This is a genomic window from Aminobacter sp. GW821-FHT11F06 (genome assembly GCF_058808215.1).
In genome coordinates this window covers 34,339-51,436 of record NZ_JBXARL010000016.1, presented here as the reverse complement: position 1 = coordinate 51,436, position 17,098 = coordinate 34,339, and the positions used below count along the sequence as shown (strand labels likewise).

Sequence of the window (17,098 nt, the reverse complement as noted above, 5' to 3'; positions counted from 1 at the left end):
AAGAAATCGTCAAGGCCATGGATCACTGAGCCAAAGGCGAAAGCGATCTCACCGCAGCGAAGCAGACAAAAGCCCGGGCAAGACCGTAATGCCGTTCACTTAAGTTGGGCTGGATGAGTATCTGGTAAGACCTATCGAACAGGATGGAGATATGTTTCATCCTGTTCGTGTTTTGAGATGCCAGGTCGCATAGGACATACAGCCGATTTGTCGGCCCTTCGGGTGCAATTGATCCAGAATGGATCGCCCAGGCACATGCCAGCTGCGGCAAGGCAAGCATCCGCAAACGCAAGCTGCCCGCTGAGCAAGTTGTCTGGCTGGTGATTGCGCCTTCGTTGTATTGGCACCAGTCGATGCCTGAGGTGGTGGCCCATCTTGATCTGGTGCTGCCCGATGAGGTGAACCCGGACATTGCCAAGAGCGCCTTGACGCAGGCTCGGCAGCGCTTAGGCCAAGCACCGCTTGCGCAATTGTTTGCGATGAGCGCGACGTGCTGGGACGTGCGCCACCAATGCGGGCGAGCCTGGCGGGGTCTTGCGCGCTATGCCGTGGATGGCAGCACATTGCGTGTCGCCGACAGCGTGGCGATCCACGCCGGTACCGGCGAGATCTACACCGCTGCCGACGATCTGTCGCGGCGCACCGAACAGCAGGCCGCGAGCCTCGAAGAGACCGCCGCGGCGCTCGACGAGATCACCGCGACCGTCAAGAAGACGGGTGAAGGTGCGGTGCATGCCCGTGACGTCGTCTCCACGGCCAAATCGGTCTTCTGGTCGACGCGGTTTCCGACATCTTGTCGGTGACCGATGACGCGATCCAGCCGACGCCGGATGTCGCCTCCGACATGGCCAAGACCTTCGTGCGTGGCGTGCTTGCCATCGAAGGCCGCATGATCAGCCTGATCGCACTCGACGCCGTCCTGCCGACGCTCGAGCCTATCGCGGCATGAGCAACGTGCAAAACATCGAGGCATCGCGCCACCAGCGTCAGAGTCTGGTGTCAGGCGAGTTCGTGCTGACCGGCGACGATATGCAGCAGATCGCGGCGATGCTTCATGCCGATGCCGGCATCCATCTGACCGAGGCGAAGGCAGCGCTCGTCTACTCAAGGCTGTCCAAGCGGCTGCACGCGCTGGGGCTCGAGAGCTTTCGCGACTACTGCGCGCTCATCGCTTCGCGCGAAGGGCTCGACGAACGCCAGAAGATGCTCGCGGCGCTGACCACCAATGTCACCAATTTCTACCGCGAGCCGCATCATTTCGAACATCTGGCAAAGCAAGTATTGCCGCCGCTGCTCGACGCCGCACGCCGTGGCGGCCGCGTCAGGATCTGGTCGGCGGCATGCTCCAATGGAGCCGAGCCCTATTCGATCGCGCTGACCATCCTGTCGCTGATGCCCGAAGCCGCCAACTACGACATCAGGGTGCTGGCGACCGACATCGATCCCAACATGATCGCCATGGGTCGCGAGGGCGTCTATAGCGAAGCAGCGTTGCGCCCGGTGCCGCCGGATCTGCGTCGGCGCTGGTTCACGCCAGTACGGACAAGCGGCGGCAGCGCATTCGGCGCCACCGAAGAGATGCGGACGATCGTAGCGTTCCGTGACTCAACTTCATCGGCGCATGGCCGATGAAGGGCCGTTTCCAGGCGATCTTTTGCCGCAACGTTGTCATCTACTTCGAAGAAGCGACGCAATCGCGTGTCTGGAGCCGTTTCGTTCCGCTACTGACGGCTGCCGGCCACCTCTATATCGGCCATTCCGAACGAGTATCGGGCCCTGCCACGGCAGCCTTCCAGCCCGAGGGCATCACCACCTATCGCCTACGCGAGGCAAGCGCCTCATGAAGCAGGTCCGCGTTCTGATCGTTGACGATTCCGCTACCATGCGCAGCCTGCTTTCGGCGGTGCTGCGCCTTGATCCGGCAATCGAGGTCGTCGGCCATGCCGCCGATGGGCCGCGATGGTGCTGCGGGACTTCTGCAAATGCGCCAAGCGGGCGCCCATTCGCTCGGGCAGGACGAAGCCACCAGCCTTGTTTACGGCAAGCCCAGGGTTGCCTTCGAGGTCGGCGCTGTCGAGCGGCAAGCTCCGCTGGACAAGATCGCCGCTCACCTCCTTGCTCTCACCCGCTCAAATTCCAATGGAGTAAAAAATGGCCTTCCTCGAACACTTTAAGGTGCTCGTCGTCGATGACACGACGACCAGCCGTATGCTCATTGTCGATGCACTGCAGGAAGAGTTCAAGAACTTTTGTCAGTCGGGCGAGGGGCGGGGGAACGTGCCTTTCGCAACCGCACCATCGGGTGGCGGGGCACTGGACCCACGAGCAACCAGACGGGTTTCGATAATGATCGACGCTTCGTTCCAAGGGCACCTCGATCTCGAAGTCTTGCCGCATTTGGGCCGTCACAGCACACGTGGGCGGCAGGGTATGCCTACGGGGCATTCAAGCGTTTCGCGATCCCATTTGCCAAGATCGGCTGCGACCTCATAGGTGCTCTGCAGGAACGCCATCAGCGTGGCCTCCGGGTCTCCGGCGGTGCGCACAGCATCGTATGGCAACAGGAACTCACCGAAATCCTGTGAGAAAAACGCCTGCTGTGGCTGGACGGAGGCCGACGCATAACCTGGTGGAGCCGGGTAGGCGTAGGAATAAAAGACCGGGTAGTCGATCGGGCCGCCGCCCGGCCAGAATCCGGCGCTGCAGACTTCATGCGAATAGGCTTCATGGGTGATCGGGTCGGGCAGGCGGGGTATGCCGCCTGGATGCAGCGGGGCCCGCCTGCCGGAAAAGCGCGTCACCGCGAGGTCGAAGCCGCCCCAGAAGAAATGCACCGGGCTGACCTTGCCCAGAAAACCTGTCCGGAACCGCGAAAAGACCTCATGGGTGGAGAGCAGGATCCGCCAGAACCGCCGGGCATAGTCGCGATCATAGGCGGTGTGGGTTTGATCCTGCTCGAATGGGATGCCGTCGGCGATTTCCGACGGCAAGGTGTATATGCGTGTCGCGAGCCCAAGCTCAGCCAGCGCCAGCATCACGTCGCCATAGAACGCTGCGACGGTTTGCGGTGCGAGCATGATCTGGCGGACGTGGCCGTCGCTCGTCTTCAGCCACAGCACATGGTCGATGAAATCGAAATCCATCTGGAATGCCCGCGCACCGGCGGGGATCGGCGACGTCGTCAAGCCACGCGCGGTCACATAGAGCGGTACGTGCCAGGAATGGTTGAGCCAGGGCTCCCGCATCAGCCGGATCTTGCCGACGATCTGGGTCCACAGGTGGAGTGTCTCGTAGGTTTGCCTCCACGCGGCGTAAGGAAGATCTGGCCAACGTTCCAATTCGACGGCAGACGACATTGATGACCATCCTGCTGGAGTTTCTTTTAGTGAAAAGCAGCCCGCCATGCGCCTGGGGTCGAACCGACGTGGCGTGCGAAAGAGTGGGTAAGGTGGCTTTGGTCGGCGAAGCCGCACACGAGCGCGATATCGGTCAGTGAGCTTAGGCTTCCGGCAAGAAGGTCCTTGGCTCGGGCGACACGACGCTGAAGCAGCCATTGATAAGGCGCCATCCCCGTCGAGCGCTTGAAGGCATGAGCGAACTGGCTCGTGCGCAGCCGGCAAAGTGCGGCAAGCTCGCCGAGACCGATCCCGCCAACGAGTCTGGCCTCGATCACCTCCTTGGCCAGTCGTTCCTGCCAGGTGTTCAACCCGCCAAGCACCCGACGCCGGGTGGCAAGGTCCCCGTAGTGGGCACAAACATATATGCCAAGGCCCCACATGAGATGGTCGGCGAGCAGCGGGTCGAGCGTTTCGGGGGCGTCGAAGAACGGATAGATACGCGCCGCCAAATGCCGAAGCATTGGATCCTCCGAAACATGAAAGAGGCTATGACCGAGGTAGGTGACGTGAGGTACTTCCAGGTCGTCGGCAATCTCGCGCAAGAAACTGCGTCGCAACAGAATCTCGATTGTGTGGCGAGGTGTCGAAAAATCGATGTGTTCGACGCCGGACAGGTAGAGGATGTGGGCCTCGCCCCTGCGATGTGGGCGCGTATAGCTTTTGCCGTCGACGAATATATCGCTTCTTTCATCGTTGAAGCGCACGCCGATGCTGTAGGCGTCTTCCCAACTTGGAAATATCGCATCCGTGCCGACCGGCTTGAAACCATAGCTGATGTCGGCCGAGATCAGCTGTGAACGCGCCAGCGCCCGGACCGCAAGTTTGCGATCCGTATTGCGCGGAAGGCCGATGGGCACGGTTGCGATGTCTACTCGATTTACGTTGACATTGAGGGTCACGCTGACCTCCCGCTCGTCAGCAGCAAAATACCAAACTCCCACGTCGGCGACCATACCAGTTCCAGCTATCCTTTTTTGGGTTGGCAGCCTGGGGGGCGTGGGCGCCAACCGTGCTGGCGCCCAGACGTTTCGATGCAGTTGGTGCGCGTTTTAATCGGTGTGGGCGCCTGCGGCCGCCTGCTCGATCAGCTTGGCCACCACATCGGGATTCGAGACGTAGATGGCATGGCTGCCGGGCGTTTCCACGGTGACTGCCTCGGCGCGCTTGGCCATCGCGCGCTGGGCGTCCGGCGGGATCATCTTGTCTTCCGTGGCCACGAGATACCAGCTTGGCTTTTGTTTCCAGGCCGGCGCTGTGACCTTGCCGTCGAGGGCTGCTACGCCCCAAGGCACCTGCGAGTCCGCCATGAACGAAGCCAGATCGGGGCGGACATCCGCAGCGAACGAGGCTGCGAACTTTGCCTTGTCGAGAAGCAGGAAGCCGTCGACCGGGGGCAGGATCGGCGGGACCGAAGCGCCGGGCGGCGGGTTGGCGATCAGGCTCGATACAGATTCCCCCGCATCGGGAGCGAAGGCCGTGATGTACACCACGCCAGCCACCTTGGGGTCGGTGCCAGCTTCAGACACAACGACACCGCCGTAGGAGTGGCCAACCAGGATGACGTTACCAGCGGCGGCAGCAATGGCGCGCTTCGTCACGGCGACGTCGTCAGCTAAGGACGTGGTGGGGTTCTGGACGATGGTGACGTCGTACCCATCCTTCTTGAGGATGTAATAAACGCCTTCCCATCCAGCCCCGTCGACGAAGCCGCCATGTACCAGGATGACGGACTTCACCGGCGCCGCCATCGCCCCGGTCGCGCTTATGCCTAGGGCAAGTGCGGCTGCCGATGCGAGCATGGTCAGAGTATTCAACATATGATTTCTCCTTCCCTGTGAGGTTTCCCGCCGGGAGGAGGCCCAAGTGCTTCGCATTGCCATGCCTCCCAGCTGAAGGGGAGTGTATTCGGCTCGTTCCAATCCGAATTGTACGATCCTGCAGTGCTGTTGCGATGGCAGGCGATGCCCCGAGAATGCTGCCTGCAAACAAGCTCATGGGCAAAAGCCTGGCGACGTTCTCGCCAGGGGCTTTTGGCTCGCGCGCAAGGTGAATGGCCGGTTGGGAGGTCATTCCGGAAGACCGGCCCTGCGAAAACCATCGACGAAATGCTCAAGTGTCGCGGCGTCGCGGAATGGCTCGGTCGTGGCCCAGTGACGGGTTGTGAAGTCAGGGTTTCCCACCAGGAACAGTTCGACCTCCGCGCGCGCCTCGTCGAGCCGGCCGAGTTGCGCAAGGCTTGCCGCCAGGAAACGGCGTGAGCTTGTCCGATATGTCTCGTCCCGGCGCAGTGTCTCGACAGCGCCTTCGTAGTCGCCGGCCGCATATTGCGCTTGGCCGAGCGCCAGATAATACCAGCTTGCCGGAAACGGGTTCAGCCGAAACGCCTTGGCGATGTGCTCAAGGCCCTCCTCGATCCGCCCGGCCAGGACCGCGATGTCGGAGAGAGCGGCAAAGGTGTCGGCCTCGTTCGGGTCGAGCTCGATCGCTTTGGCGAATTCCGCATCCGCCGCGGCGAAGCTGCGCTCATAGGCAAGCAGATACGCCAGGATCCAGCGGCAGCCAGCATCATTGGGATCGATCGCGACAGCTTTGCGGGCCAGTTCCAAGGCAACGCCACGGGTGGATTCCGTTGGTCCGCCGCTATGGACCCATCCCATCCAGTGGTTCATGGCAAGCCAGCGATAGGCCTCGGCGTAATCAGGATCGAGTGAAACGGCACGCGTGAGCATCAGATGCGCTTCCCGCGCTGCCTGCGGGGTGTCATCCATCAGCCTGCGCGCCCGGACGCAGAGGTCATAGGCCTCGAGATTCTTGGGCCGATTGCGCGGCGGCGGTGCGCTGAGCCGGCCGAGCAACGCCTCCACGATCATGGCCGTCACCTCGTCTTGAACGGCAAAGATATCGTCCAGGCTGCGATCGAAGCGCTCGGCCCACAGATGATCGCCACTCACCGCGTCGACCAGCTGGGCGTTGATGCGCACGCGCCCAGCGGCACGGCGTGCACTGCCCTCCAGCAGGTAGCGCACGCCAAGGTCCTCGGCGATCGCGCGCACGTCCATCGCCTTTCCCTTGTAGGCGAAGGACGAGTTGCGGGCGATGACGAACAGGCCAGCGGTTCTGGAGAGGTCGGTGATCAGGTCTTCGGTCAACCCATCCGCGAAGGATTCCTGCTTGGGATCGTTGCCGAGATTCACGAAGGGCAGAACGGCGATCGAGGGTTTGTCGGGCAGCGGCAAGGGTTTTCGCGTCGCGCCCCCGTGCTCATCGACGACCCCGGTAAAGCGATAGCCGACGCGCGGAACCGTGGCGATCCATTCGCCGCTGTCGGCAGCCGGGCCAAGCAGCTTCCTGAGCTGCGAAATCTGGACAGTGAGGTTGCCTTCCTCGACGGCCATGCCCGGCCACGCCGCGTCCATCAACTCGGCCTTGCCGAGGATTTCGCCGGGCCGCCCAACGAGCGCTGCGAGCAGCTTGAGCCCGCGGTGGCCAACGGCAACGGGAACATCGTTCCGAAGCAGCGTTCCCGCACCCGGATCAAGCACGAACGGACCAAAGGCAAAGCGCGATCCCTGCATGCGGCGCATCTTTAGAGCCTTTCAAGCCTGGATGGAACCGTTCTGCCGGAGGCAATTCCATGCAGGTTCAAGGCGGTTGGCGAAGGTCGGACGCCGGGTTTCAAACCTGCCGGACGATGGTGCCGATCACATTGACGAGAAGGCGTGCGGCGGTCAGGGCCGACAGGCCGTCAATATCGGCGGGAGGATAGAACTCGACGAGGTCGAATCCTGCGATCCTGGCCCGCCTGCCGAGGCCTGCGATCAGGTCGATCACCTGCGTGTAGGTGAGGCCGCCAGGCGTACGCGCCGCCACGCCCGGCATGATGCCGGGATCGAGGCCGTCGCAGTCAAGGGTGACGACGACCCGCGCTCCTTGTGGAATATGCCGGAGCGCGGCCTCAACGCCTTGGGCATGAACCTCGCGGGCGGTCACCAAGCGGCTGCCATAGTGCCGCGCCGCCTCGATTTCGGTGAGGCGTGCACTGCCCACGCCACGGATGCCGACCTGCACGATGCCGGCGACATGCGCCATCTCGCTCGCCCGGCGCATCGGGTTCGAATAGCCGTGGCGTTCGCTATGCAACTCGTCGCGCCAGTCGATATGAGCGTCGATCTGCAGGATCCACACTGGCCCGTGATCCGCAAAGCCGGCAAGGAAAGGAATGGGCACGGAATCGTCGCCGCCGAGCAGGATCGGTACGGCCGGCACTGCGAGGACCTCGCGCGTCTTCGCCTCGATCCGGGCCCGGTTGCCGGCATTGTCATGCATGGTGGTCGGGATGTCGCCGGCGTCGATGCAGCAGACCGGCTTGCCGTCGAACAGCGTTCCGCCGAGATCGAAATCCCAGTGCTCGACGAGCGCGGCATCCTCCTGGCTCGCAGCGCGGATGGCGTCGGCGGCCAAGGCATAGCCGCTGCTGTCCTTGCCGGGATAGGTGCTGCCGTGACCGGCTCCGAAGATCACCACACGGGGAATGCGGCCATCGGCGAGGCGATCGGCAAAGCCGAGAAAGGGAGGTGAGGCGGTCATTTCCTGATGGTCTTGATGACGGTTTAGCTGAAATTTCGATGTTGAAGGTGCGGGTTGGGAACGTTTGCTGTAGGGCGATCCTACGCCAGGCCAGCAAGGTCGCAAGCAAGATTAGCCCGTTTGGAAGTTTTTGGAACTATTTGGGAGAGCTTAACGACGCCGCCGTTCGTCTCCTGCAGAAGTCAGCCTCTTACAGGTCGAGGGCCCCGGGCCTTCAAACCATATGGAGGTTGCCATGAACGATACGCCCCTTGTGAGGCTGGCGGAAATGTCGTGTCGGCATCTGGCGACCCTGCGAAGCATTTTCGCGATCTGGGGCGCGCGGAAGCGCTTTCGCTGGGAACTTGGGCAAAAGTTGAAGGACGATCCCCGTCTGATCGATGATATCGGTCTGACGGGGCGCCAGGCCGAGGCAGAGATCGCCAAGCCCTTCTGGCAAGCATATGGCGAATGCTGCAACGACACCGGATCGCCAGTTTCGCGGCACTTGCACCTGTCGGAACTTGCCGGTCCTGCCTCGAAATCCGCATGACTACCGAAAGCACGACGCTTGAGGGTCGGATCCCATGGGCCGCGATGGCTGGCATCATCGCGACCGTCACGGTGTTCGCCGTGGCGCAGGGGCTGACCTATCCGCTGCTCAGCTTCATCCTGGAGCGGCAGGGGACGATATCAGCCCTGATCGGCTTGTCGGCGGCGATGACACCGCTGGGTTTCATTGTATCGGCGCCCTTCATTCCGGCGCTGGCGCAGCGGTTGGGCGCAGCACGGCTTGCGATCCTGTGTTCGATCCTGGCAGCAGCCACACTGATCGCGATTGCCTTGATACAGGACGTCTGGGCTTGGATGCCGCTGCGCTTCCTGCTCGGCTTCTTTGCCAATCCGCTTTACGTGATCAGCGAAACCTGGCTGCTCTCGATCACGCCCGCGCCGCGCCGGGGCCGCATCATGGGCCTCTATTCATCGATCGTTTCGGGTGGCTTTGCCATCGGCCCGCTGTCGCTCGGCCTGGTCGGCACTGAGGGTTGGCCGCCCTTCATGATCGGCATCGTGGCCTTCCTTCTCTGCGGCCTGATCGTGCTTGCGGTCGTGCCGCGCCTGCCTGACATGCCTGGTGAAGGCGAGGCAACATCGGTCGGCGGCTTCTTCGCACTGGCGCCGCTCCTGTTGTTTGCGGTTTTCGCCGCTGCGGCCTTCGAGCAGATCCTGCTGTCCCTGTTTGCGGTCTATGGCGCAGCACTCGGCAGCGCCGAGGAGCGGATCGCTTCGCTCATCACCTGTTTCGTCGCAGGCAATGCCGTGCTGCAGATTTTGCTCGGGCGCGTGGCCGAACGGATTGGCTCGACGCGGACTATGCTGTTTTGCGTGCTCGCTTCGCTCGCCGGCTGCTTGGCTCTGCCATTGATCTTCAACGCGTGGCCCATCTGGCCGCTCGTGTTTGTCTGGGGCGGGGGCACGTTCGGGATCTACACCATGTCGCTGATCCAGCTCGGCGAGCGTTTCACCGGTCAAACCTTGATCGCCGGCAACGCAGCCTTCGCGTTCGTATGGGGCATCGGCGGCATCGTGGGTTCGCCCGCGACGGGCCTGGCAATGCAACTGATCGGACATCAGGGGCTGCCATTGTCGCTTGGGCTGCTGTGCTGTGTGCTCGCGGTGTTTCTGATGGCGAAGAGGCGGCGGGTCTGATCGAGGCACCTCAGTCGTTCCGCGCCGATGTTAGGCCGGGCTCCACCAATAGAAAGCCAGCATGACCGTCGCGCAGCGCCGGTCATGCTGCCGTTTCTGCCAGACGATCCGCGCATCGTCGACTCCACCACTTCATCCCCGAACGTATGCCGATCATCGGCGGTGCATCGGTGTCATGAGCTCAAGAGCTTCACGGGCCGCGCGCCATACGATGTTCTCCCCCGTTACACCGTTTCTGATGGCCTTGCGGTTCCAGCTGGAGCCGGCACCTTGGGCCGCCAAGCGGGGCTTGACGGTCCTGGCGATGTCGATGGATTGATTGGTTTTCGCCATCAATTGACGGCGACATTGAAATTGGACCTGGCTCTCTGCTCGAAATACCTTGGTTCAGCGCCGAAAGACTTTTGGACGTAAGGACAAGCGAAACCGAGTTCGGCGACCAGGAGATCGTCAAATGGACAGCACTGCTGCGGCTGGCTTTGTTTTCCCAGCTCTTGCACCAATCTATGCGCGTTTCAAAACAGCAACAGAGACTCTTCTTCGCCTGGTCGCAGGAGGTTTGCTCGTTGCACATGGTTCAGAGAAGATCGTCGATCCGTTTGGATCGACCGAACTGGTTGGGATGATCGGCTTTTATCCCGCTCCGTTGTGGTCGGTTCTGCTCTCCCTGACCGAGTTCACGGGTGGCATCCTGCTGATCATTGGCTTGCTGACACGCCCGGCGGCATTTGCAACCAGCGTCATTTTGTTGGTGACGATATGGTTTCACTGGATCACGGTGAACCAGGGTTTTGCGGGGGCCGAGAAATCAATCCTCTGGTTCGCCGTCCTCGTCTATTTCATCGCGCATGGCGGCGGCCGCTTCTCTGTCGATGCACGCCTGGCCAAGCAAATCTAGACGCCAGGAGGCCCCCAACGGGCACGCGAAGTTGGAGGGTCACCCGCCCTCGGTGGAGGGTGACCTTCAACCATGTCCCACCGGCGCCAGCATTCTGCCCTACCGCCTGCTGCGGCTGGGATAAGACACGTTGGTAAAGCCCGGAATGACAACGGCGGATGGATCGAGGTTTTTGTCGCAAAGCTCGTCGATGATGAATTCCGACACCGAGTTCGATAGCAACTGGCGCGGGTCCTCCATGACCAGCCTCAGTCTGGTGATCGCCGTCTGCCGGTCGTCAGGATAGCGCAGGCGGGGCATCTCGCTCAACGTCGTGGTATCTGTCGTCATGATCGGCGCTGCATGGATGTCGGGTACGAAGCCCGGAAATCCCTGGAACATCTTGCCGCCGATCTCGGCGGTGACGCGCGTGCGTGTCCACATGGCACGGTAGCGCGCCTCGATCCCGGCGAGGTCGGCACCGCTGTTGATCATGTCGAGGGTCAGCCCCGGCGCGTGTGGCGCGATCAGCATGTTTTCAGGCGGAAACTGTTTCTCCGATGCACGCCAGAGAATGTGGCAGGTGCTGTTGGTTGCCCAGGTAAGCCCGGCTGTCGGGCGGCCCGAACTGCCACAGATCATCACCATCAGCTCGGACCAATTGAGATTTTGCGAGCGAACCCAGGACAGCGTCCGGTGGGCGATGTCGAGGAAGGTCAGCGCGAAGGTCGCCACCATCACGTCGTTGAACGGCACCGGGATCGTCTTTGTCTCGACAGGTTCGAGATAATGCTTGCGAAGATGCGCGTGGGTCATCTGCTCGGGATGCGCCAGCACGTCGATCAACAGTGTCTCGGTCACCCGGCAGGCATAGTCGACGACATCTGCGATCTTTGTCTCCATGCCTCGCCACGCATCGACACGGACGACATCGCTCCAGTAAGCATCGTTGTTGACCGCGCGCACGGCCTGGCATTGTGCGATGACCTTGCTAGCCCAGCTGCGCCAATCGCCGTCGCCGCTTTCGTTCATTTCGGCAAGCCAGGCGGTGACCGTGCCGAGATGCGAGACGGCCGTCATTTCCTTGAAGCCACGTGTGCTCAAGCGGAAGCTTTCGACAATCGGCGCCGCACCGCCGCCGGGAAACAGAACGAGGTCGGATCCGGTTGAAACGAGCAGCGGCTTGGCGCCGGCCGACTGCGACCGCCTCGCGCCAAGCTCGGCGGCCATGCTATTGGGGCCGGTATAGGCGTCGAACAGCTGCAAGAATTCAGGATGGGGTTTGTAGCTCATGTCGTGCCTGCGTGATCAGCCGAGGAATTCGAAGATGGCGCTGTCCTGGCCGAACCGAACGTCCGGCGTCAGGCTGTTGGCGACGACCAGATAGGTCTTGCCGCCGTTGGTGAAGAACGCTGCATCGGTGGCGCCAAAAGTCTCGAATTCGAAGATCGTTTGCCACTGCTTGCCGTCCCACAAATGGATGAAGGAGAGAAGATCGGTCTTCGGCTCCTTGGGCGATCCTTCGATGAAATTGATCTGGACGAGGTAGTGGCGGTGGTCGCGCGTCAGCGCCGCGAACTCGCGGCCGCCTGGGCCGCTGAGGGTCTGAAAATGTTCGAAGGCCGCGCCGTTCCATTTCAGCATGGAGGTGTCGCCGGCAATGGTGGCGAAGGCGAGCTGGATCTCTCCGCCGACATGCATCACTTCGAATGCCCGCCCCGTCTTGCCTTCCAGTGTCTGGAACACCTCGAAGCGAGTTCCATCCCATTTGAGGATGCGCGAGGCCTCGATATGGTCGGCGTAGGCGAGGAAGTGCTGACCGTCGATCGTGAAGTGGCGCCAGTTGTAGCCCCAAGGGCCATTCAGTTCCTGGAAGAGTTCGAAGCCTGTCCCATTCCATTCGAGAATGCAGGAGTTGCGTGGATTGCTCGCCACCGGCCCTTCGACCGTGACGCCCAGCGCCAGTCCAAGAAAGTGTCGGCTGCCGATTGAGAAGTGGCGGAACTGCTTGGCGAAGAAGCCCGGCACCGACTGGAAATGCAACCATTCGGCCCCGTTCCATCGGAAGATGGTCGACCCGATATTGGGTTCGTACGGCCCTTGTCCTTTGCGGGCACTGGCCGTGGCGAGATAATGCACCCCGTCAATGCTGAAGAACTCTGCGTCCTCGCCGCCCGGAACCGGCAGGCGGGCGTGTTCAATGAAAGCGCTGCCGTTCCATCGGAAAATCAGCAGATCAGTGTCGCTGTCGCCGCCGTTCATATAGGCCGGCGTGTCGGCAAGATCATAAGCGAGCTGCGGCACCGCCAGAAAGGTCTGGCCGCTCAAATCGAAGATTTCCGCGGCACGCGCACCGGAGGTCGGCAACGCGCCGATCTGGCGCAAGAGGGTCGTGTTCTGCCGGGCGAGCATGGTTTCTCCCAAATCTTTTCCGCCTGCACCATGCCAGAGCGGTATGATTTGTGCCAATTCGATCAGCCGGCCATTTTGATTGGCATTGTATATCAATGGGCGGTTCGGCGCGGTCGAGCTGAGTGTGACGAAAGTGGCGGGTTGCCGACCCCTGTTTGCGCGTTGATCTATTTTACCAATCAATAAGCCTGGCGATTGAATTGGAGCTAATCAAAGCACCTGACTAGCATCCGGTCCGTGGTGATGTCGTGGTTCATGCGACGGCACCTCGGGAGGAAGTTCATGCTGCCTGTTGCCTTGAGAGAGAGGGCCTCGACCCTCGATCGTTTGCGTGCCGGTGACCCTTGCTATTCATTGGGCATCCGCACCGCCCGCAATGTCGACTTCGTCAGGATGGCGGCAAGCGTCGGCTATGATCTGGTCTGGATTGATCTTGAGCATTCCACCATCGCGCTCGACACCACCGCACACATGTGTGCGACAGCCGCCGACCTCGGGATGGATGCCTGGGTGCGTATTCCCGAAGGCGATTTTGGCGCCATCGGCCGTGTTCTCGACGGCGGTGCCTCGGGCTTGATCATTCCTCACATAGTGACCGCCGATGATGCGCGGCAGGCGGCGTCTTTCTGCCGCTATCCGCCCGCAGGCGGCCGTTCTCACAATGCACTGACATCGACCTTCGGCTTTCGCCGCTTGCCCGGCGCCGAGCGGGTCGAGCAGGCAAACAAGCGCGTGGCTCTGCAGGTTCTGCTCGAATCGCCTGAAGCCGTGGCCAATGCCGATGCGATCGCAGCAATTGACGGCGTCGACATCATAGCACTCGGCCTGAACGACCTTTCGGCTGCTATGGGCATCATGGGAGATGTTCAAAGCGCTGAAGTCATGGACCTTTGCCGCCAGACGGTCGCCGCTGCGCAGCGTCATGGCAAGATCGCGATCATCGGAGGTGTGGCCGGGCCGGACCATTATGCGACGCTCGTTGCCATGGGCGCCGCGCCCTTTGTCTTCACCGCCATAGACACCGACCTCTTTGTCGAAGCCCTGAGCCAACGACTGGATAAATGGCGTGCGTTCGCGCGCGCCTGAACTCATTTGAAACACGGAAATGCCGACATGAATGCACCTCTCAAATCCGAGCCGATGCTGCCGCTCGAAAGGCTGACACCGCCGAACTTCAGGGTGCCGTCCGGCACGTGTGATGCGCATATGCATGTCTTTGGACCTGAAGACCGCTATCCGCATGTCCCCGAGCCCCACTACACGCTGCCCGACGGCAAACTCGGGCATTTCCAGAGCCTGATGGGCGTGCTCGGGATCGAACGCTTCGTGATCGTCCAGCCGAGCTTTTACGGAACCGACAATTCCTGCCTGCTCGATGCCTTGGCCAAGGCGGGCAACGCTGCGCGCGGCCTGGTCATGGTCGAGGATGGCGTCAGCCAAGCTGAGTTGGAACGCTTCCATGACGCAGGCGTTCGCGGCATCCGCCTGGACTTGTTCAAGCGCGCCGGCCAACCGATCGAGGACATCAAGGATTACATCGCCAGCATGGCGAAGAAAGTGGATGCGCTCGGCTGGCATCTGCAATTTTATGCGCCCGGTTATGTCGTGCGTGACCTCGTCGATTTCCTGCGCAGCGTCGAGACGCCTTTTGTCATCGACCACATGGGTTATATGCTGGCATCCGATGGCCTCACGCAAGCCGACTTCAAGCGCCTGCTTGCCTTGATGAGCGAAGGCCAATGCTACCTGAAGCTGAGCGGTCCTTACCGTATCGCCAAGGAAAAAGGCTACGCGGCGGTCGCTGATGTCGCCAAGGCTATCGTCGCGCAGAACCCGCGCCGCGCCATATGGGGATCAGACTGGCCCCATATCCCGCATTCCGGCCGCGACACTGGCGAGCTGCTCAATCTGCTTGCCGAATGGGCGCCGGACGCAGGCGACCGCAAGGCAATACTCGTCGACAATCCGCAAACCCTTTTCGATTTTAAGTAAGCCTGTCATGCAAGCGCACTGGACCAAGGCCCAAGCTCTATCGCGCGACCCCATCGCGAAGGTTCCGGTCGAATCCAGGACGGGCACGAAGGTAAACGACATCATGGCATCAACCGCGAAGGCCGCGTTGGTCGACACGGACGGCTTCGAGACCGCTCTGGCGGACTTGACGCCGCTGCTTTCGGTGCGCGACCTTCACGTACAGTTCGTTTCGCAGGATGCCTTGCTCAACGCGGTTCGCGGCATCAGCTATGACGTTCACGCCGGCGAAGTGGTTGCCCTTGTCGGTGAATCCGGTTGCGGCAAATCGGTCTCCTCGCTTGCGGTGATGCGGCTCTTGCAAGGCGGCGGCGCCACCCGTTTCACCGGCTCCGCAAAACTCTGTGGCAAGGATTTTTTTGCGCTTCCAGAAGAAGCGATGCGACGCCTGCGCGGACGCGATATCGCGATGGTCTTTCAGGAGCCGATGACCTCGCTCAATCCGTTGCTCACCATCGGCCGGCAGATCATCGAGCCGATGCTCGAGCATTTGGACATGAGCGTGAAGGATGCCGAGGCGCGCGCTGTGGAGCTTTTGACCAAAGTCGGCGTAACCGACCCGGAACGCCGACTGCGTCAGTATCCGCATGAGTTTTCCGGCGGCATGCGCCAGCGCGCGATGATCGCGATCGCACTTGCCTGCAATCCGAAGGTGATCATCGCCGACGAACCGACAACAGCGCTCGACGTCACCATCCAGGCCCAGATTCTCGAATTGCTGCGTAGCCTCGTAGATGAACTCGGCGTCGGCCTGGTGCTGATCACCCACAATCTCGGGCTGGTCGCGCGCTACGCCGACCGCGTCAATGTCATGTATGCCGGTCGCATCGTCGAATCCGGTAGCTCAAGGCAAGTCCTCAACCATCCGCGCCATCGATACACGATTGGCTTGCTCGGTGCCGTGCCGCATCTCGACCAGCCGCGCCAGGAGCGCCTTAGAACCATTCCCGGTCAGCCACCGAGCCTGCGCTGCCTGCCTTCGGGCTGCGCATTCCGCTTGCGCTGTGAAGCGGCCACCGAGACATGCGCCAGCCTTCCAGAGGAGACGGGCGAGGGGGGCCATCGCTTCGCCTGTTTCCATCCCGGCGAAAAAGACAAAACCGTGAAACGTCCGTCCGGACAGGAGGTCCAAGACAGGGCGACACGCGCTGAGACTGTTCTTCGGGTGCGTGGCCTGACCAAGGATTTCCATCTTGGCAAGGGCGCCACGGTGAAGGCGCTTCAGGCAATTGATTTCGACGTGCCTCAAGGTGGGACCCTTGGTCTTGTCGGCGAATCCGGCTGCGGCAAGACCACGGTTGCCCGCACGCTGCTGCGGCTCGAAGCAGCAACCGCCGGCCGCGCCGACTACCAGGGACGCGACATGCTGGCGGCGACAAAGGCAGAACTGATCCGGCTGCGGCAGGATGTTCAGGTCGTCTACCAGGACCCCTACACGTCGCTCAATCCGCGCCACAGGATCGGGCACGCGCTGGCTGAGCCGCTTCTCGTGCATGGCATATGCAAGACCAAGGTCGCGGCGGCTGCGCGTGTCGACGAACTGCTCGGATTGGTGGGCCTGCCGAGCGACATCGTCACGCGATATCCGCACCAGATGTCGGGCGGTCAGCGCCAGCGCGTCGGTATCGCGCGGGCGCTTGGGATGAACCCGAGATTCATCATCCTGGACGAGCCCGTCTCCGCCCTCGATGTCTCGATCCAGGCGCAGATCATGAACCTGCTCGCGGACCTGCAGGCGAAGCTCGGCCTGAGCTATCTGCTGATCGCGCATGATCTCGCCGTCGTTCGTCATATCTCCGATCGCGTCGCCGTCATGTATCTCGGCCGCATCGTCGAGACGGCCACCGCAAACGAGCTGTTTGAAACCCCGAAGCATCCCTACACCAAAGCACTGCTGTCAGCCGTTCCGTCGCTGAACGATGTCGGTCGCACGCAGCGGCAGGCCGTGACCGTCAAAGGCGAATTGCCATCGCCGCTCGACCCGCCGAGCGGCTGTGTCTTCCGCACGCGCTGCCCGCTTGCGAGCGCCGAATGCGCGATGGCCGTGCCGATGCCCGTCGCATTTTCCGAAACGCATCACGTCGCCTGCATCAAGGTCTAGCGC

13 protein-coding genes and 6 pseudogenes are annotated in these 17,098 nt (G+C 61.8%); 12 read left to right on the top strand and 7 right to left on the bottom strand.

From position 1 onward, the window contains the following. Positions 1 to 227: 227 nt before the first annotated feature. The 5 pseudogenes from AC1RTB_RS25725 to AC1RTB_RS25705 all read left to right on the top strand — a co-directional run. A pseudogene (locus AC1RTB_RS25725) lies at positions 228 to 467 on the top strand (transposase domain-containing protein); the annotation flags it as partial. Positions 468 to 584: 117 nt separating this feature from the next. Next, positions 585 to 764: pseudogene (locus AC1RTB_RS25720) on the top strand (methyl-accepting chemotaxis protein); the annotation flags it as partial. Next, a pseudogene (locus tag AC1RTB_RS25715) lies at positions 761 to 949 on the top strand (chemotaxis protein CheW); the annotation flags it as partial. The pseudogenes AC1RTB_RS25720 and AC1RTB_RS25715, both read left to right, overlap by 4 nt. Then, positions 946 to 1,844: pseudogene (locus AC1RTB_RS25710) on the top strand (CheR family methyltransferase). The pseudogenes AC1RTB_RS25715 and AC1RTB_RS25710, both read left to right, overlap by 4 nt. A gap of 105 nt (positions 1,845 to 1,949) precedes the next feature. After that, a pseudogene (locus tag AC1RTB_RS25705) lies at positions 1,950 to 2,174 on the top strand (chemotaxis protein CheB); the annotation flags it as partial. 231 nt (positions 2,175 to 2,405) lie between these two features. Here the strand turns inward: AC1RTB_RS25705 and AC1RTB_RS25700 are convergent. The 5 genes from AC1RTB_RS25700 to AC1RTB_RS25680 form a co-directional block, all read right to left on the bottom strand. Beyond that, positions 2,406 to 3,356: a DUF5996 family protein gene (locus tag AC1RTB_RS25700; protein WP_492882083.1), complete on the bottom strand. Its 951-nt coding sequence runs from the start codon at positions 3,354 to 3,356 to the stop codon at positions 2,406 to 2,408. A 26-nt stretch (positions 3,357 to 3,382) separates the two neighbouring features. Next, positions 3,383 to 4,351, bottom strand: a complete 969-nt coding sequence (locus tag AC1RTB_RS25695) for a helix-turn-helix domain-containing protein (protein ID WP_492882084.1) — start codon at positions 4,349 to 4,351, stop codon at positions 3,383 to 3,385. A gap of 96 nt (positions 4,352 to 4,447) precedes the next feature. Beyond that, the gene (locus tag AC1RTB_RS25690; RefSeq protein ID WP_492882085.1) at positions 4,448 to 5,215 is read right to left on the bottom strand and encodes an alpha/beta hydrolase; all 768 of its coding nucleotides are present in this window, start codon (positions 5,213 to 5,215) and stop codon (positions 4,448 to 4,450) included. A gap of 249 nt (positions 5,216 to 5,464) precedes the next feature. Next, on the bottom strand, positions 5,465 to 6,973 hold the full coding sequence (locus AC1RTB_RS25685) for a winged helix-turn-helix domain-containing tetratricopeptide repeat protein (RefSeq protein ID WP_492882086.1): 1,509 nt from the start codon (positions 6,971 to 6,973) through the stop codon (positions 5,465 to 5,467). 100 nt (positions 6,974 to 7,073) lie between these two features. Then, entirely contained in the window at positions 7,074 to 7,985 is a 912-nt protein-coding gene (locus tag AC1RTB_RS25680) for an agmatinase (RefSeq protein ID WP_492882087.1), read from the bottom strand. 235 nt (positions 7,986 to 8,220) lie between these two features. Between AC1RTB_RS25680 and AC1RTB_RS25675 the strand changes: the two are divergent. The 4 genes and pseudogenes from AC1RTB_RS25675 to AC1RTB_RS25660 form a co-directional block, all read left to right on the top strand. Continuing rightward, positions 8,221 to 8,427: pseudogene (locus tag AC1RTB_RS25675) on the top strand (DUF1127 domain-containing protein); the annotation flags it as partial. A gap of 86 nt (positions 8,428 to 8,513) precedes the next feature. Further along, complete coding sequence (locus AC1RTB_RS25670; RefSeq protein WP_492882088.1) at positions 8,514 to 9,674, top strand: MFS transporter; 1,161 nt, start codon at positions 8,514 to 8,516, stop codon at positions 9,672 to 9,674. An 84-nt stretch (positions 9,675 to 9,758) separates the two neighbouring features. After that, a complete protein-coding gene (locus AC1RTB_RS25665; RefSeq protein ID WP_492882089.1) occupies positions 9,759 to 10,088 on the top strand; it encodes a hypothetical protein in 330 nt (109 codons plus the stop codon). Positions 10,089 to 10,128: 40 nt separating this feature from the next. Then, positions 10,129 to 10,572, top strand: a complete 444-nt coding sequence (locus tag AC1RTB_RS25660; protein ID WP_492882090.1) for a DoxX family protein — start codon at positions 10,129 to 10,131, stop codon at positions 10,570 to 10,572. A gap of 99 nt (positions 10,573 to 10,671) precedes the next feature. Here the strand turns inward: AC1RTB_RS25660 and AC1RTB_RS25655 are convergent, their stop codons facing one another. Next, positions 10,672 to 11,844: a DUF5624 domain-containing protein gene (locus AC1RTB_RS25655; RefSeq protein WP_492882091.1), complete on the bottom strand. Its 1,173-nt coding sequence runs from the start codon at positions 11,842 to 11,844 to the stop codon at positions 10,672 to 10,674. 15 nt (positions 11,845 to 11,859) lie between these two features. Continuing rightward, on the bottom strand, positions 11,860 to 12,963 hold the full coding sequence (locus AC1RTB_RS25650) for a hypothetical protein (RefSeq protein ID WP_492882092.1): 1,104 nt from the start codon (positions 12,961 to 12,963) through the stop codon (positions 11,860 to 11,862). A gap of 282 nt (positions 12,964 to 13,245) precedes the next feature. On the opposite strand from AC1RTB_RS25650, the gene AC1RTB_RS25645 reads away from it, so the two are divergent. From AC1RTB_RS25645 to AC1RTB_RS25635, 3 genes are all read left to right on the top strand, one after another. Continuing rightward, positions 13,246 to 14,049: an HpcH/HpaI aldolase family protein gene (locus AC1RTB_RS25645; RefSeq protein ID WP_492882093.1), complete on the top strand. Its 804-nt coding sequence runs from the start codon at positions 13,246 to 13,248 to the stop codon at positions 14,047 to 14,049. A gap of 27 nt (positions 14,050 to 14,076) precedes the next feature. After that, positions 14,077 to 14,955 carry an amidohydrolase family protein gene (locus AC1RTB_RS25640; RefSeq protein WP_492882094.1) on the top strand — a complete coding sequence of 293 codons (879 nt, stop codon included), beginning with the start codon at positions 14,077 to 14,079 and terminating at the stop codon, positions 14,953 to 14,955. A gap of 103 nt (positions 14,956 to 15,058) precedes the next feature. Further along, positions 15,059 to 17,095 (top strand): ABC transporter ATP-binding protein, encoded by a 2,037-nt coding sequence (locus AC1RTB_RS25635; RefSeq protein ID WP_492882095.1) that lies wholly within the window; start codon positions 15,059 to 15,061, stop codon positions 17,093 to 17,095. The last annotated feature ends 3 nt before the right edge of the window (positions 17,096 to 17,098 follow it).

Coding starts and splice junctions, on each gene's coding strand:
- AC1RTB_RS25700 (WP_492882083.1), bottom strand. CDS start 3,356: ATGTCGTCTGCCGTCGAATTGGAACGTTGGCCAGATCTTCCTTACGCC.
- AC1RTB_RS25695 (WP_492882084.1), bottom strand. CDS start 4,351: ATGGTCGCCGACGTGGGAGTTTGGTATTTTGCTGCTGACGAGCGGGAG.
- AC1RTB_RS25690 (WP_492882085.1), bottom strand. CDS start 5,215: ATGTTGAATACTCTGACCATGCTCGCATCGGCAGCCGCACTTGCCCTA.
- AC1RTB_RS25685 (WP_492882086.1), bottom strand. CDS start 6,973: ATGCAGGGATCGCGCTTTGCCTTTGGTCCGTTCGTGCTTGATCCGGGT.
- AC1RTB_RS25680 (WP_492882087.1), bottom strand. CDS start 7,985: ATGACCGCCTCACCTCCCTTTCTCGGCTTTGCCGATCGCCTCGCCGAT.
- AC1RTB_RS25670 (WP_492882088.1), top strand. CDS start 8,514: ATGACTACCGAAAGCACGACGCTTGAGGGTCGGATCCCATGGGCCGCG.
- AC1RTB_RS25665 (WP_492882089.1), top strand. CDS start 9,759: ATGCTGCCGTTTCTGCCAGACGATCCGCGCATCGTCGACTCCACCACT.
- AC1RTB_RS25660 (WP_492882090.1), top strand. CDS start 10,129: ATGGACAGCACTGCTGCGGCTGGCTTTGTTTTCCCAGCTCTTGCACCA.
- AC1RTB_RS25655 (WP_492882091.1), bottom strand. CDS start 11,844: ATGAGCTACAAACCCCATCCTGAATTCTTGCAGCTGTTCGACGCCTAT.
- AC1RTB_RS25650 (WP_492882092.1), bottom strand. CDS start 12,963: ATGCTCGCCCGGCAGAACACGACCCTCTTGCGCCAGATCGGCGCGTTG.
- AC1RTB_RS25645 (WP_492882093.1), top strand. CDS start 13,246: ATGCTGCCTGTTGCCTTGAGAGAGAGGGCCTCGACCCTCGATCGTTTG.
- AC1RTB_RS25640 (WP_492882094.1), top strand. CDS start 14,077: ATGAATGCACCTCTCAAATCCGAGCCGATGCTGCCGCTCGAAAGGCTG.
- AC1RTB_RS25635 (WP_492882095.1), top strand. CDS start 15,059: ATGGCATCAACCGCGAAGGCCGCGTTGGTCGACACGGACGGCTTCGAG.